The organism is Cupriavidus sp. Agwp_2, from assembly GCF_040784895.1.
Classification (GTDB): Bacteria; Pseudomonadota; Gammaproteobacteria; order Burkholderiales; family Burkholderiaceae; genus Cupriavidus.
The window spans coordinates 1,852,846-1,868,895 of record NZ_CP088084.1; the positions used below are offsets into that span (position 1 = coordinate 1,852,846).

At 66.3% G+C, this 16,050-nt stretch carries 12 protein-coding genes; 4 read left to right on the forward strand and 8 right to left on the reverse strand.

Features of this window, described 5'->3' with window-relative positions:
- Positions 1–77 precede the first annotated feature (77 nt).
- Together LPA45_RS26135 and LPA45_RS26140 are read right to left on the reverse strand one after the other, a co-directional pair.
- Entirely contained in the window at positions 78–1,259 is a 1,182-nt protein-coding gene (locus LPA45_RS26135; RefSeq protein WP_116319219.1) for a hypothetical protein, read from the reverse strand.
- Positions 1,260–1,306: 47 nt separating this feature from the next.
- Positions 1,307–2,563: a lipopolysaccharide biosynthesis protein gene (locus LPA45_RS26140; RefSeq protein ID WP_317919645.1), complete on the reverse strand. Its 1,257-nt coding sequence runs from the start codon at positions 2,561–2,563 to the stop codon at positions 1,307–1,309.
- 644 nt (positions 2,564–3,207) lie between these two features.
- On the opposite strand from LPA45_RS26140, the gene LPA45_RS26145 reads away from it, so the two are divergent.
- The 4 genes from LPA45_RS26145 (at position 3,208) to LPA45_RS26160 (ending at position 8,901) form a co-directional block, all read left to right on the forward strand.
- On the forward strand, positions 3,208–4,374 hold the full coding sequence (locus tag LPA45_RS26145) for a polysaccharide biosynthesis/export family protein (protein ID WP_116319215.1): 1,167 nt from the start codon (positions 3,208–3,210) through the stop codon (positions 4,372–4,374).
- 15 nt (positions 4,375–4,389) lie between these two features.
- Complete coding sequence (locus tag LPA45_RS26150; protein WP_116319213.1) at positions 4,390–4,863, forward strand: low molecular weight protein-tyrosine-phosphatase; 474 nt, start codon at positions 4,390–4,392, stop codon at positions 4,861–4,863.
- Positions 4,860–7,121, forward strand: coding sequence for a polysaccharide biosynthesis tyrosine autokinase (locus LPA45_RS26155; protein WP_317919646.1), 2,262 nt, complete (start codon positions 4,860–4,862; stop codon positions 7,119–7,121). The genes LPA45_RS26150 and LPA45_RS26155 overlap by 4 nt, the downstream gene beginning before the upstream one ends.
- A gap of 235 nt (positions 7,122–7,356) precedes the next feature.
- Entirely contained in the window at positions 7,357–8,901 is a 1,545-nt protein-coding gene (locus LPA45_RS26160; protein ID WP_317919648.1) for a glycosyl hydrolase family 28-related protein, read from the forward strand.
- A gap of 132 nt (positions 8,902–9,033) precedes the next feature.
- Here the strand turns inward: LPA45_RS26160 and LPA45_RS26165 are convergent, their stop codons facing one another.
- The 6 genes from LPA45_RS26165 to LPA45_RS26190 all read right to left on the reverse strand — a co-directional run bounded on the left by LPA45_RS26165 (position 9,034) and on the right by LPA45_RS26190 (position 15,971).
- The gene (locus tag LPA45_RS26165) at positions 9,034–11,463 is read right to left on the reverse strand and encodes a polysaccharide biosynthesis tyrosine autokinase (RefSeq protein WP_116319209.1); all 2,430 of its coding nucleotides are present in this window, start codon (positions 11,461–11,463) and stop codon (positions 9,034–9,036) included.
- Positions 11,464–11,550: 87 nt separating this feature from the next.
- A complete protein-coding gene (locus LPA45_RS26170; protein WP_116319207.1) occupies positions 11,551–12,273 on the reverse strand; it encodes a Crp/Fnr family transcriptional regulator in 723 nt (240 codons plus the stop codon).
- Between the two features lie 295 nt (positions 12,274–12,568).
- Entirely contained in the window at positions 12,569–13,348 is a 780-nt protein-coding gene (locus LPA45_RS26175; protein WP_317919651.1) for a hypothetical protein, read from the reverse strand.
- On the reverse strand, positions 13,345–14,328 hold the full coding sequence (locus LPA45_RS26180) for a DUF1839 family protein (RefSeq protein WP_376790657.1): 984 nt from the start codon (positions 14,326–14,328) through the stop codon (positions 13,345–13,347). The genes LPA45_RS26175 and LPA45_RS26180 overlap by 4 nt, the downstream gene beginning before the upstream one ends.
- A gap of 741 nt (positions 14,329–15,069) precedes the next feature.
- Complete coding sequence (locus LPA45_RS26185; RefSeq protein WP_116319203.1) at positions 15,070–15,348, reverse strand: hypothetical protein; 279 nt, start codon at positions 15,346–15,348, stop codon at positions 15,070–15,072.
- Between the two features lie 158 nt (positions 15,349–15,506).
- Positions 15,507–15,971, reverse strand: coding sequence for a response regulator transcription factor (locus LPA45_RS26190; RefSeq protein ID WP_116319202.1), 465 nt, complete (start codon positions 15,969–15,971; stop codon positions 15,507–15,509).
- Positions 15,972–16,050 lie beyond the last annotated feature (79 nt).

Sequence of the window (16,050 nt, forward strand, 5' to 3'; positions counted from 1 at the left end):
TCAGTGGCTGGTAGTCAGTGGCTGGAATCAGTGGCAGGTGGTCAGCGGCTGGAAATCAGCAAATCAGCGGCTGGTATTTAGCGGCTGGTATTCAGCGGCTGGTAATCTGCCGCCGGCGCGCGGCGGCTGACCCGCCTCTCCCTGATACTGCAGAACAGCAGGCAGACCAGCATCGGCACGAACATCCACTTCTGCCGCACCGAGATGCCCAGGTTCGCGGTCATCGGCGCCAGGATCAGCCAGGCGCCGATGCAGTAGATCCAGAGAAACGCGCGGTTCTTCAGCACCACGTGGCTGCCCCGGCGGTGGATCATGCCCCACACGCCACGCACGGCGAGCAGCAGCAGCACCACGTTGTCCAGCGACGCCGCCAGGCCGAAGATGCCGTTCGCCTCGTGCGGCAAAGGCCGGAAGACATAGGTGAAGAGCTGCATCGGCAGCGACATGCTGGCGATGTCGATACCGCCCCCGCCCTGCTGGTTGTAGCCCTGGCGCGTCTCGACATACGCCTCGATGGTGGCGGCGTCCTTCGCCTCGCCCAGACCCGCGTACTGCATGGTGAACGGCACGATGGCCGCGGTTGCGACCAACGCCACGCTGACCAGCGCGACCCGCCACTTCCACGGCATCTTCGCCGAAATCACCATCGCGCCCGTGAGCGACAGGATCATCACCGCCGCGATGTGTGGCCGCACCAGGAACATGCAGGTGATGGCGATGATCATGAGCCAGCTGCGGCGCGGCATGGACAAGCTTGCCCACAGCGCAAGGCTGGTTGCCATGAAGGCAACCGAATCCTTGCCAAGGGCGGCGGTCCAGAAGCTGACCGAGGGCAACAGCACGATCACCATGGCCAGGCCCCGCAGGAACCGGCTCCGGCCGCGGGTCACCGTGCGCAGCACCGCGTCGAAGGCCAGCAGGCCGATCGTCCCGAAGATATTGAAGACAAAAAACACCCCAAGGTACGAGAAGTCGAGGTAGTTCGAGAAGATATGCGTGAAGTAGGTCACGGCGCGCGTGCCGATCGAAAACTCCGGTGACGGCAACAGCGAAGCCTCGAAGTAGTCCGCTGCGTCGCCGCCGGTCTCCATCACCAGCTTCGCGTAGACGATGCAGAAGATCGTGTGCCAGGCATAGAGCAACAGCGCCCATTTCGGCCGGGTGCCGAACTTGCGGCCCACGCTCAGCGTCACTTGCACGCCTATCAGCAGTACGAGTGTCGCGCTGATTACATGCCACGCGGAAGATGCATATTCCATGGTCGAAGCCCCAAGCGAGAGTGTTGGCCACTACAGGCGTGCCGCGCTCACGCGGCCGCCTGCTCCACGGCGACCGGCTCGCGGGACCGCAGGAAGAATCCGATGCCGGCGAGGACAGCCACCGCGTTGCCCGCGATATAGCCATAGACGGCGCCCTGGGCACCGTAGGTCGGGATGGCGATGAGGTCCACCACGACCATGGTGGACAGCACCAGGAGCCATTTCTCCACCAGCCAGTTCGGCTTGCGCAGATAGATCACCAGCAGCGACAGCGCCGCATCTGCGAACACCAGCCCGGATGCCATCGCGGAGAGCCGCAGCAGGCTTGCGGCAGCGTCATAGTGGGAGCCGTAGATCAGCTCGATGATCCAGGGCGCGCAGTAGGCCAGCACCGCGCCTCCCACCGCCCCCATCGCGATCATGCCGGCCGCAACATACATCACGTTGCGCCGTACCAGCGCCAGGTTCGGTTGCGCGTAGATCATCAACGGCGCCACCGAGCTCGCGACGATCGCGCTGAGCATCATGAAGTTGTCCAGGACCTGCATGCAGGCCGCGTAGCCGCCCAGCTCGTAGAGAGAGATATGCGGCTTGAGCAGCAGCTGATCGATGCGCTTCGCGCAGAGCATCAGCATCATGCCCATCCAGAAGACCGTGCCGTCACGCAGCAGTGTCCGGGCCAGCGACCAGTCGAACTGCACCGCGACGCGGGGGCTGCGCTTGCGGTAATAGCGGGCAAGCAGCACGGCAAACAACAGGGACTCCACGGCGACCACCCAGGCATAGTCCGGGGCAGATTTCGTGCCTGCCAGGTAGAGCGCTCCAACCGCAACCATCCGGAAGGCAAGGCCGACCATGCCGAAGATCACGCCGGGGCGGCTGTCGGTACGCGCCTGCAGCCATGAGCGGACCGCGCCGAACGGTTCGCGGAACAGCATGGGGATGCCGACGATGATGACGATCACGACAATGACCTGGTCCTCTTCCGTCATTGCCACGACCAGTACGAGCAGCACGTAGCCCACCACCGCGGCCAGCTCGCGCAAGCCGAACACATGGGCCAGCAGCCTGTGCTGCGCGGCTGGCGCCTGGTCGGCGACCAGGCGCGGGATGACCACTTCGTTGCCGCAGATAAGCGCGAACGCCGAGGCGATCAGCACCAGTGACTGCGCGTACTGGAACTCCGCAAAGCCCTCGGGACCGACGGCGCGCGCGATCAAGGCCACGCTGACGATGCCGAACACTACTTGAAGGCCCCGCTCCAGCACCAGCCAGAGCACATTGCGGGCGATCTGCATACGCATGCCAGGTTTCTCCGGAAAGAAGATCGGTAGAGTCGTCGCCTGCAGTGCCGTTGGGTGAAACAACCTCTCGGCCTGCCGGTCCAGCCGGTCTTCGTTGGAACCCCTTATGTAAGTAAGAAATCAATCAGGCGTCGTTGCGCGGGCCTGCAGTGCAAGCCTTGTCGTCCTTGGCCACGAGTCCTGCACAAGGCGCGCTGATGCGCCTCTGGCTCTGAATGCCCAACCCCCCGGTTGCGCATTGCGCCGTCGCCCGATTGTTTGCACCGATTCTAAGCATTCTGGCAGCGCCGCCGCCGCGCTCATTGTTGCCCCCCGCACACTGCAGCGCATCCTGCCATGTCGGTTTTCCGAGCCATTGCCTATGCTCGACTCGCTGACCAGACATGTTGCCGTACCGGCGGTATGTTTCCGCAGATTACAGCCTTGCCCTGGCAGCGGCATCGTCCAGATGGCCCATCTCCTCCTGATGGAGGAGATGGGTCGCGGTCCGCGCCGTGCTGCCTTCGCTCCGGCAGTGTTGGGGTATCTCCGCTCGAAAGCAATGTGTGTCAGCGCACCGAGCTTTTCAGCCACCGTTCCTACGATCAGCGCATCGTGGGTGCAGTATCGGCTTGGGTGCCTGCCCGCTTCGCGAGGAGATCGTCGTGAGATCAATCTGCAGTTGTAATACCCAGCGTCCCGACCAGGCCAAGCGCCGCGGTCCTGCGGCGTTGATGCTGTCCCTCTTGAGCGCTGCGCTGCTGTCGGCATGCGCCGCCTCTCCCGGCATGGTTTTCGACAGCAAGGCACCGGTCAAGGCGGTCGGGCCCGACGCAATGCCTAGCGTGACACCGATCACGCTTGATCTCGTGCGCGAGCTGCGCAGCAAGAGCAAGCCCGCCAATGAACGCGTCGAAGAGCTGTTCGCCAAGGCGCAGCCGTACCGGATCGGCCCGGGCGACATTATTTCCGTGGTGGTCTGGGACCACCCGGAACTGGTCTTCCCGACCCAGACCTACAGCCCCGCCGCCAGCCTCGAGATCCCGCAGTCAAGTGGCGGCTCCAACCTGCCCGGCTACGTGGTGAGCCCGCAGGGAGACATCCAGTTTCCGTATGCCGGCGTCATGAAGGTTTCCGGCAAGACCGCCAACGAGGTGCGCAACGAGATGGCCCGCGTCCTGTCCCGGGTGGTGCGCGATCCGCAGATGACGGTGCGCGTGCTGGGCTTCCGCAGCCAGCGCGTCTACGTCGACGGCGAAGTGCGCACGCCCGGCATGCTCGCCATCGACGATGCGCCGATGACGCTGGTTGAAGCACTCAATCGCGCCGGCGGCGTGCTGAACCTGACCGGCGACAACAGCCGCATACGGGTCACGCGCGGCGAACGCAGCTGGTACGTCAACATCCCGGCCCTGCTGACCAAGGGCGTCGATCCGGCGCGCATCATGCTGCGCTCCGGCGACATCGTGCGCGTGGAGCAGCGCGAGGACAACAAGATCTTCGTGACTGGCGAAGTGGCAAAGCCGTCGTCGCTGCTGATGCGCAATGGCCGCATGACACTGAACGAGGCGCTGGGTGACGCAGGCGGCGTCAATCCCGGCACAGCCAACGCGGAGCAGATCTTCGTCATCCGCAAGGAGGCGAACGGCGAACCCAAGGTGTTCCATCTGGACGGCACTTCGCCGGCCGCGCTGGCCATCGCCGAGGGCTTCGACCTGGAGCCGAAGGATGTGGTCTATGTCGACGCCCGCGACCTGGTTCGCTGGAGTCGCGTGATGAACCTGCTGCTGCCGTCCACGTCGCTGATCGGCACGGCATCAGGGATCAAATAAGTGAGTGATACAGGTATGCCCAGAACCATCCTCGTCGTCTGCCTCGGCAATGTCTGCCGCAGCCCGATGGCGGCCGTGCTGCTCAACCGCGCCCTGCCCGATTGCCGGGTGACTTCGGCCGGGCTCGCGCCGCCAGTCGGCGCCTCGGCCGATCCGCGCGTCGTGCGCTTGCTGGCCAACGAAGGCTGCAGCCTTGCCGGACACCGCGCCCAGGCCGTGAACAAAGCTCTGGTGGAATCCGCGGACCTGGTACTGGTCATGGAGAGCCTCCAGCGCGAAACGCTGGAGGAGCGCTTCCCACAGTCGCGCGGCAAGACGTTCAGGCTTTGCGAAGGCCTCGATCTTGACGTACCCGACCCGTACGGCTGCTCGCAGCAGATGTTCAGCATCGTCCTGGAATTGATCAAGCAGGGAATCTCGTCATGGTCGTCGCAACTGGAAAAGGAGTACCCGGTTGCAGCGACTGAATGCCACAGGGAGGCGACATGAGAACGATAAGCAAACGGGACGATGCCATCGAGGAAAGCGTCGAGCGCGAAAAAGCCGTCGACCTGACCTCGTACGTCGACATCCTGGTCCGCTACCGCTGGACGTTCCTCGGCACCGCCATCGTCATCGTCGCGCTGGGCCTGCTCTACGCGATGGTCGCCTCGCCGGTCTACCGCTCCGACGTCGTGGTCCAGGTGGAAGAGAGCAACAGTCCGCTGAACAACGCCAGCAAGCTGTCCACGTCGATATCGCCGGGGCTGGACATCAAGCCGGCCGCTTCGGCGGAAATGGAGCTGCTGCGTTCGCGGATGGTGGTGGGCAAGGCCATCGCTGCCCTGAATCTCGATATCGAGGCGCAGCCGCGCTATTTCCCGGTGATCGGATCGACCATTGCGAACTTCAACGCGGAACTGTCCAGGCCGGGCCTGTTCGGATGGGGTGGCTATGCCTGGGGGCGTGAAGCCATTGCCGTGCAGCAACTGGATGTGCCTGCATCGATGGAGGGCAGCAAGATCCTGCTGACGGCGACCGGCAACGGTGGCTACACGGTGTCGTTCGGCGACGGCGTCAAGGGCACCGGCAAGGTCGGCGCGCCCCTCGCGATCGCCACGCCGGCCGGTCCCGTGCGCCTGCTGGTCAGGGAGCTCGACGGGAACAGCGGCGCCAGGTTCGACCTGCGCCGCGTGCCGCGCAGCACCGCGATCTCGAGCTTGCAGAGCAGGCTGGTGATCACCGAGCGCGGCCGGCAAAGCGGCGTGATCGGCATCTCGCTGGAAGGTAGCAACCCGGCAATGGTGGCGGCCACGCTCAACGAGATCGGCAATGCCTATGTCGAGCAGAACCTGCTGCGCAAGGCCGCCGAAGCAGAGAAGTCGCTGGCCTTCCTGGAGCAGCAGCTGCCGCAGCTCAAGCAGCAGGTTGAAACCTCGGAGACCCGTTACAACGCGATGCGCAACCAGCGCGGCACCGTTGACCTGACCGAGGAATCGAAACTGATGCTGAACCAGTCGGTGCAGCTCCAGACGAAAGTGCAGGAGCTGCGCCAGAAGCGGCAGGAACTGGACGCCCGCTTTACGCCAAACCATCCGATCATCTCGCTGATCGACGGCCAGATCGCCAGCGTCAACGCACAGATCAACGGCCTGACTGGCCGCATCCAGAAGCTGCCTGACGTCGAGCAGAACGTACTGCGCCTGATGCGCGACGTGAAGGTCAGCACCGAGATGCTCCAGTCGCTGCTGAACGACATGCAGCAGCTGAGGCTGATGAAGGCCAGCAAGGTAGGCACCTCGCGCCTGGTTGACGCGGCGGAAGTGCCGATCAGCCCGATCCGCCCGAACCGCGAGGTGATTTCCACGCTGGCGGTCGTGCTCGGCCTGCTCGCCGGCCTGGCGGCGGTCGTCCTGCGCCATGCCTTCAACGGCGGCGTGGCGGACGCCGACGAGATCGAGCGGCGCACGGGCATGGTGGTCTACACCACGATCCCCTTCACCCCGGAGGAAGCACATTCGCAGGAGGTCCCCAACGGCGACGGGCTGCTGGTTCGCCGGCAGCCGGATGATCCTGCCGTGGAGACGCTGCGCAGCTTCCGCACCGCGCTGCAGTTCGCCCTGGCCGGCAACAAGAACCGCACCGTGGTCATCACCGGCCCGGCGCCGGGTGTCGGCAAGTCCTTTATCTGCGCCAACTTCTCGGCGATCGCCGCCAGCGGCAAGCGCGTGGTGCTGATCGATGCCGACCTGCGGCGCGGATCACTGCATCGCCGCTTTGGCGCCCGGCGCACGCCGGGGCTCACCGAACTGCTGCTGGGGGCGCCATTCGAGCAGGTCGTGCAAAGGGAAGTTGCGCCCGGCCTGGACTTTATCTCGACCGGCAGCGAGCCGCCGCATGCGGCGGACGTCCTGCTCAGCCCGGCGATGGAGAACCTGATCAACACGCTCACGATGCGCTACGACCTGGTCATGATCGACACCCCGCCGATCCTGGCCGCAACCGACGCCGGCATCCTGGCCAGCAAGGCGGCCGCGGTCTTCCTCGTCGCGCTCGCGGAAAAGACCACGGTGAGCGAGCTGCAGGCGTCGCAGCGAGCGCTCCTGCAGAGCGGGGCGGAAGTCAAGGGCGTACTGCTCAACGGGCTGCGCATCGAGGGCCGCTGGTACCGGGCGCATTACTACTTCGGCAAGTACCGTTACCTCGGCGAGTACAGCGCCAAGCCCGCCAAGCTCGCCAAGCTAGCCAAACCCGCCAAGCGCGCCTGAGAACGGCAACATTGAGCAGGCCGCAGGACAGGAAACTGTCCGTGGCCTCCCGCTCCTTGCCGGCTTGGCTGCCCTCCGTCCGATGCCGGACCGGAGGGCTTGCCATTAGCGCTCGCGGCGGCACGCGACCATGGCAACCGGGCCAGCAGACTGCTTGCAAGGATTCATCCGCAACGCCGCTGCCGGCTTCGGGCCGGACCCGGCTCAACCACGGCATCACTGAAGGGGAACCGATATGCCTGCTTCGCAGAGGCGAACGAAGCCGAAGCTGTTCCGGACTTCCATCGCAGCAGCCGTCTGTTGTGTATTCCTGCCCCTTCCCGGCTGTGCACAGACAGGCTTCCAGGCGGCCGCCAGGAGCCCGAATGAAGCCGGAGACCCTTGTCCTCTGCTGACTGCCGAGAAACGGGCTTATCCGGGCGCGATCGTGAAGTCCATCACCGCCTACGGGGCCAGGGGCGATGGCGTGACGGACGACTATGCTGCCTTCCAGAGAATGGCGGCAGAGATATCCAACTACAGGTATATCAAGCGCAAGATCGTTTATTTCCCCAAAGGCACCTACAACATCGATCGCTTCGCGATCGCCGGCCCCGCTGCGAACGGGATCCAGAATATCCTGCTCTCGAAAGCCAGCAACTTCAGCCTGATCGGCTGCACCGGTTCCGTGGTTTCCTTTAAGGGGGACTTCACCATCACCAACGACAAGAGCAGCGGTCAATCCTGGTATTCCTACAGGCACCAGCTCGGGTTCGAGGTCAGGCATTCCACCAACTTCAGGATCTCTGGCCTGGAGCTTTACGGCAACGTGGACAAGATGTCGCGGCCGCCTTCGCCGGATGGCAAACCCCTGAGTGAAACGTCTTCACACGGCATCCAGACGAACGCGAGTTCCAACTATGAACTCAGCCACCTGAAAATCCATCACTTTGCCTGCGACGGCCTGTACATCGGCGGGGAGTTCAACGCCGATCGCAATGGCGTCATCCACAATGTGGATTCCTACAACAATGCGCGGCAGGGAATGAGCATCATGCAGGCCAGGACCTTGCGGATCACCAGGTCCTCGTTCCGCAACACGGGTATTACCGACGGTTCCTACCCGACCCACGCCCCCGCTGCCGGGGTGGATATCGAACCCGACGCGCCTGCCGAGCGCGTGACCGCGAGAACAGGCGATATCGTCTTCGATGCCTGCCGCTTCGTGAACAACAAGGGCTCGCAGTTCGTCGGTGGCGACAATGGCAGGAACACCGAAAACGTCACGATCCGGAACTCGGAAATCGTGGGCCGCGCCGGCAACAAGCATCCCTACGTCATGATCCTGTCAGCGCCCGGATCGGTCATTGAGAACAACGTGATCGATACCATCGATGGCGGTGTTTATCCCGCGTTTTCTGAGGGCATGGGCGACATGAAGACGGTGAACACGATTGTCAGGGGCAACACCATCAAGAGCAGTGGCGTCGGGCTGCAGGCACTCGATGCCGGGGCCAGGGTCCTGATCGAGAACAACACGCTCATCAGCACGCACAAGCCGGACTATCGCGACGATTTCCCCAATATCCGGGCTGGCGTTGCCACCTTCTCCGGCAACAAGATCGTCTATCCCCAGCAGAATTTCGGCACCAAATCCGTGGTCGGCTTTATCAAGGCATCCACGTTCAGGAACAACTCGATCACCACAGACCTGACTGGCGGAAGCTACACGATCAAGGTAAGCCCAGGGGCCGATACCGCGAACAACAACGTTGGCGCGCACATCCTGTTCGCGCAATAGCGGCCTGCTTGCCGACCACCGCACCATCCGCCGCACCGACCACCGCACCGCCCTTCCCGGCGGTGCGCCCCATCCCTGGAACCGGCACGCGCGGACCACCCGCAGAAACGGGTACGCCGCGCGTGCCTCGGCTCAGGATCGCCGGGGTGCTTCTGCCTTTTCCAGGGCGAGGTGCTTGCTCTGCGGCACCGGCAACGGCATGCCCAGGTAGGGATTGATCGTATTGAAGTCCGAACGGTTGCTGCGCCGTGGCATGACCCCGTTCAGGATCCCGCCCGCAAGCCGCGCATTGGCATGCGCCAGGCGCTTGAGGGTGTCGTCGACCTGGCCCGCCGCCGTCACGTCCGCGCGCACCACCACCAGCGTGGAGCCCGCCAGGTTCGCCACCAGCGTGGCATCCGCCACGGCCAGCACCGGCGGGGTATCGACCAGCACCAGGTCGAAACGGCCCGCGCACAGGCGCAGCGTTTCCGCCAGCGCCGGCAGCATCAGCAGTTCGGACGGATTCGCCGGTGCCGCGCCACGGTTGAGCAGGAACAGGCCGCTGACCACGCTCGGCCTGACCGCATCGGCGATTGCCGCGCGCCCGGCCAGCACTTCCGCAAGGCCCGGTTCCACAGGCTGGTCGAACCAGTCCGCGACGCGCCCGCGGCGCAGGTCGGCATCGATCAGCAGCACGCGCTGGCCGGCCTCGGCGAACAGCACCGCGAGGTTGACCGCGGTAAAGGTCTTGCCCGCGCCGCTGGCCGGGCTGGTGACCGCCACCACGCAATTGGGCGCATCGCGCAACGCGAAGTGCAGCGCCGCGCGCAAGGTGCGCAGGCCCTCCACCGCCAGCGAATGCGGTGCGCGCCGCGCCAGCAGGAACTGGTCGTGCAGGCCCTGGCGCAGCAGCCGTTCGGCGCGCGCGTGATCGTCCTCGGGTGCCGCGGCGGTGTCGGCATCGATCACCTCGGTGCCGGGCTCGGGCCAGCCCAGGCGCGCCTCGGTCGGCAGCGTAAAGCCCGCGGCAATGCCCAGGCGGCGCTTGGTTTCGATCTGGCGTTCCAGCTCGGCCTGCTCGTTGCTGAAGGCGATGTCACCGAGCATGGCCATGCCAAGCCGCTCTTCGGCATCGGCCGCGCTGGCCACCGACGGCCGCAGGCGCTGGCGCAGGTTGACGCCGGCCACGCCCAGGCACAGCCCGAGCAGCGCGCCCACGGAAGCGAACGGCCACGTGCCGATCCCGACCGGCGTCACCGGCGCGATCGCGGCGTCGATCACGCGCAGCTGGCTGGAGCTGTCGGACAGCATCAGCGACAGCTGCTCGACCTTGCTGCGCAGGGTCATGTACATGTCCTCGGCCACCTTGACGTCGCGCGTCAGTGCCACCGATTCGCGCTCGGAGGTCGACAGGCTTTGCATGCGCGCATCGATCTCGGCGCGCTCGCGCGTCATCTGCTGGATCTGGCTGTCGACCATGCGCACTTCATTGGCCTCGGCGGTAAAGCGCTGCAGCAGCCGCGTGCGCTCGAGCCGCAACCCGGCGATCTGGCGCTGGTATTCCATGCTGTTGTTCAGGAACGACTGCGCATCGCGGCTGGGCGCCAGCGAGCCGGTACGCGCGCGGTAGCGCGTCAGCGCCTCTTCGGCGCGGGTCAGTTCTGCCTGCACGCGCGGCAGTTCGTTCGACAGGAAGGCCAGCGTGCCGGCGGCGTCTTCGCGGCGCTTGGTGGTCTGTCCGTCGATATAGGCACGCGTGACGCCGTTGACCAGCTCGGCGGCAAGCTGGCGGTCAGGGTACTGCCAGCTCACGCGCACCGTGCCGCCCGGCTGCGCCGGTGTGCCGCCAAAACCGGCGGATGCCTGTGCGCCCTCGCTTTCGACCTGCAGGCCCCGGCGCACCGACTCGGCGGTGCGCGCGAGGTCATGCCGGGTCAGCGCGAAGCGCGTGCCGGCCGCGGCCTCGATTCTGTCCACGCGCAGCGTGACGCCGTTGCCGCTGGCGGTCTCGCCGACACGCCCCTCGAGCAGCAGCGTGTCCTGGTTGAAGAGGCGGTAGGCACCATCGCGGCGCGTCTCGAACAGCAGTGGCTGGTCCACCAGATCTTCCGGCACGGTCATGGTGTCGATCACCAGGCGTTCGCCACCCCAGGCATAGCCCTGGCTGGCGGGCCAGGTGCCGCGCACGTTACCGGGGGTGGAGAAGCGGTCCACCAGCGCGCCCACCAGCGGCGCGCGCAGCGGCTGCGCGGTGATATCCAGGCGCAGCCGTTCGACCACGGGGCCGACCACGGCACGGCTCTTGAGCAGCCCCGCGTCGAAGCCGGCGACGCCCTGCGTCTGCGCCACGTTGCGCACGCCGCCGTCACGGCCTTCCACCTGCACCAGCGCCTGGGCGCGGTACTGCGGGGGCTCAGAGAACGCCACCAGCGCGCCGAAGCCGGCGCCCACGACGCCCGCAGCGACGATCCAGCCCATATGGTCCATCAGTGCGCGCGCCTGGCGCGTGCCGGCGGGCTGGGCTTCGCGCCGGGGGGCCGCACCTTCCGCCGGTGCACCGGCATATGACAGTCTGCTCACGGGTACCGCTCCTCAAATGGGATCAGCGCGGCGTCCTGCGCCGCGCGTGGTCAGCCGCACGCCGCCAGGGGCGGCCAGCTGCGCCGCTCAGGCGCTGGCGAGCGCGGGCAGCAGCCGGTCATATTCGCGTTTGACCAGCTTGTAGCACTCGCATGAATGCTTCTCCAGGCCGCAGCGATCCAGCACCGTGATGTGGCCACGGCTGTGGTGGATCAATCCCAGGTCCTCCAGCTTACCCGCGGCCTCGGTCACGCCTTCGCGGCGCACGCCAAGCATGTTGGCGATGACCTGCTGCGTGATCACCAGCTCGTTGGAGCTGAGGCGATCGATCGCCAGCAGCAGCCAGCGGCACAGCTGCTTGTTCAGCGAGTGGTGGCGGTTGCACGCAGCGGTCTGCGCGATCTGCGTCAGCATCGCCTGCACGTACAGCAGCGTCACGCGCTGCAGCGTGGGCAGGCGCGGCAGTTCGGTGCGCAGCATGCGCGCGGGGATGCGGTAGGCGAGGCCGGGGCTGCGCACTTCGACGCGGCTGGGCATGGTGTCGCCACCGGTGACCACGGGGATCCCGACCAGCCCTTCATGGCCGACCGCGGCGATCTCGACGGTGGCGCCGTCTTCGAGCAGCGACAGCAGCGAAACCACTGCGGTGGTTGGAAAGTAGACGTGGACGATGCGCTGGCCGGAATCCGTGAGCAACTCCCCGGCGCGCAGCCGGACCAGCTCGAAATGCTGGGCCAGCGTTTCCCACTCGCCGCGCGGCAGTGCGCTGAGCAGATGATTGACATGCAGATCCGACCGATGCGTAATCATTTTTCGTACCCCCTGTCCAAACCCGTTTTCGGGAACAACGTCCTGCCGGCACGGCGAACGCCACTCGGGAAAACGGGCTTTGGCCTTGCCGGCCCCCCGTTCAGCGCCAGCGTGGCCGGCATGACTGGTATCCGACTGCCTGGCTACGCCGTTGACCCTGCTGCGGCGCTGACTGCAAGCCAGTGACTCTATTTAGCGTCATGGCGAGACGTTCCGACAGTAGGCGAATGGTGGGGAAGCGCTCATCCATCGGGAGGTTGGCCGGAAAGCCGAGCGGCGCGCTTGCGCGCCGCGTTCAGCGTGCGGCGCGGGGCAGCGGGGCCGGCAGGCGCCGGGTCCTCGTGCAAAAGTCGGAGACGGGATGAAGTGCGGGGCGACAGGAGGAAACCACTGGTAACGGAAGCGACGGAAAGGGCGCGATCAGTTCGACGGGCTGGCATGGCCCGATCGCATCCAGCGGCAATGCGCGCGGAAGGAAGCCGACCAGGTGACCGGCGCCGGCGATCGTGGTGCAGCGCCAGCCGCGCGCTGCCGCCGCGGCGGGATGCAGCACGCGCGGCGCGCGAAAGCACAGGTCGATCGTGTTCACGCCTGACAGTTCGATCGCGGCCTCGTGCACCTCGTGCACCCCGGCTCCCCAACCGATCGCATCCTCGACAGCCATCATCAGGCGCCCGTTGAACCACGCTTCGGTGCCGCGCACCAGGCCGCGCAGGCGCAGCAGCCGCGGCCCGTGTCCGGCAAAGCGCAGCCGGTACCAGTAGTCGTGGCAGTGCAGCGGCACCGGTGCGCCTTCGCGCAAGCGGCCCGCCGCGCGCATGGCCATCGCGACCGAACCGGGCACCGGTGCCGGCAGCCAGCACGCGCCGTCGTCAAGCACCGCAGGGGACCTTGCCGCGCCCGGCAGCGTCTGCAGCCATCGCCACGGGCCGCAAGGCACGCACGACGTTACGTCGGTGAAGGTTGTGACGGCGCTGACGGGGGTGATGGTGGTGACGGTCGAGACGGTGGCGGGGGCAGTGGCGGCCCGGCCCGTGGCCGCGGCATCGGCATCGGCATCGGCATCGGCGGTCATGGCACATACTCGCCAAAATGCCGGGCCAGCGCCGGCACGCTGGCCTGGTATGAGGCCTCGAGCTGGTCCAGGCAATCTTCGCAGCGGTCGGGCTTGCGGCTGATCACGGCGCGCATCAGCCGGAACTGCATCACCATCGCTTCCGACGCCATCGTGTAGCAAGCTTCGGTCGCCTTCTCGGGAATATCCTGTCCCTGCATCATCAGCCAGCGCAGGTAGCGCGCGAGCAGCTCGAAATTGGCGCCGAGCTGGCGCAGCACGCCCGAGGCGTAGTGGTGGAAGCCCGGCTCGCCGCGCGCCATCAACCGCTCAAGGTGCGCGGGAAACACGGCGCGGAACTGTGTGACGGGATTCTGCTGCGGACGGTTGCCGAGGTGCTTGCGCAGCAGTGCGAGCGAAGCATCGAGCAGCGGCTCGCGCCCGCACAGGCGGCCATCGCGGCGCACCACGTCGGCATGCACGAACGGCAGCGTCTCGGCGCTGCGCGCACCCGGCGCCAGCCGGAAGATCGCGGCGTAGTCTTCGCCGCTGGCGGTGTGGTAGCCGTCGGTGTGGTAATAGCCGACGGCGCCCGCCTCGGGGATCAGCACGTCGACGGCAATGCAGGTCGGCGTGCGGTGGCGCTGGTAGCCCGCGCCGGGCGCCGGTGGCAACTGGCTGCTGTCCAGCTCGATCACGACCAGATGGCCGCGCGCGGTCTGCGCCGCCACGTGCGACTCGAGCGTGTCGTACAGTGTCAGCGCATGGGCGGTCAGCCCGTAGAGCCGCTCCAGGTCCGCGGCCGGGAAGCGGCACTGCGTGAAATGGTCGGCTTCGAAATCCTGGCGCACTGCGCACGGCAGCGCGGCGACCGGTGGCAACTCGAGTCCGTGCAGCAACTCGATCCACAGGTCGATATGGCAGTTGACGTGCGACCACACCGGATTGCCGCCACGCAACCCGGGCCCGCCACGTCCACGCATTTTGGTGTCGCCGTACACTAGAGACCTCCGCGCCTGCCATGCCGATCCGTTTGCGGGTATGCACGGTCCGCGCCGGATGCGCGCCAAGGCGCGTTGCGATCCGGCCGCCGTGCACTGACTGTTGTCATGCCCGCCTTCTCCCTGCACCGAGCCAAATGCTTGCGTCATCGGTCGTGATGGCGATCTTGGCGCGCGTGGTTCAGGACAGTCTGTTGGACGGCGCACAAACCTTGCACGGGCCATGACGCCAGGGCGTCAGGACGCGGCCCGAAGCGGCGCACGCCAATGGCATCGATGGGATGCGCAGAAGGCTATGATGGTTCTGCCGCGGATCGCCGCAGGTACCGGAAATCGCTTGAGAGGTTGAGTCCGGTTGAGTCGGTTTAGTGGCATTCAGCCGCATGCGTGACGCGCATGATGCTTCTGGTGGATACAGGCGCGCGTGCCGATTGGATATCGTCAAGAGGACGTGTGGGCGGGCAGTATTGCCCGCACGCCTTCAAAGCCCGCATGGTCCCCCGGTCGGCGGGCTTCTTTTTTTGGGGCATGGCATCGCTCGCGCGAAGACGATCGCCGTCGCGGGCGACGCGCAGGTGCGCGCATGACCTGTGGATGCACGGCAAGGTTCGGCGGAAGCAGCGTGGCTGGATGCAGGCCGCATGGCTGCACTGCCGTTGCGCCACGGCAGTTCCGGTCGCGCCCCACCCTGGCGCTGGCGAGGCATGCGGAAACCGGAAAGGCGCTCTGTGGCGCCGTAGCTCAGGGCAGCGTGGCCGCCGGCAGGCGCAGGCGATGCTGCGCCAGGATCAGCGCGCGCAGGCTCTCCACGCGCAATACCGCTTCACGCTGTCCTGCTTCGTGCGCGGCCTGCGCTGCAGCGTGCTCGCAATCGAATCTGCGGCCATGCAGTTCTCCGCGATACAGCAGTGGCTGTTCACCCGCGCCAGCCAACCGGATCTCGAAGCAGCAAGCCCATTTGCCCCGGCCCTCGCGCACGGCGAAGCCATGCACGACCAGGTAATCCATCCCGCCTTCCATACGACCCCCTAGCATCCCGGGGCGGCCTGCCTCTTGAAACGGGGCCACTCGCGCGCCGGGCATCTCAAGCATAGTGCTTGCATGCACAGCGCGCCCTCATCCGCAGGCTGTAATCCTGTCGTGGCCAATGGAAGGAAGCGTGCGAGGGTTACGCAGGCTCAGGCAGCGCCGACGATGTCCTGGGACGCTGCGGGCATCAGCGAGAGCGCCATGCGCGGGAAGCACTGGCCGCCGGCCCACACCAGCGCGGTCGCGGCGCAGACCAGCTCGGCGGGTGCCGGCACTGCCAGGCAACCGCTGGCGCCGAGCAGCGCAGCGTGGACGATCAGCGTCGCGTCCAGCCGATCGGACAACACCAGCCATCGGCGCGGCGCGAGCCGGGCCTGCATCTGGTCGAGCAGCTTGCGCGGATCGCCTTCCAGGCCGCTGCAATCGATCAGCGCCACGTCGGTCGGGTCGCTGCCGAGGTCATCCGCGTCGGGGTGCCGCTGCCGCCTGGCAGCGCTCTCCTGCAGCCATTGCGGCGCGCGCCACCGGATCGGTCGCGGCAGGCCTAGCGCTTCCAGGCGCCGCACCAGCGTGCGGCACATCATTTCGTTGCTGGCAATCAGGTAGGTCGGCATCGATTCAGCAATGGCGCCCACGGCCGGATCACGGCGCGATGGGCCCGCAGGGTCAGTAGGTCAGGTGGCCGGAATGGCC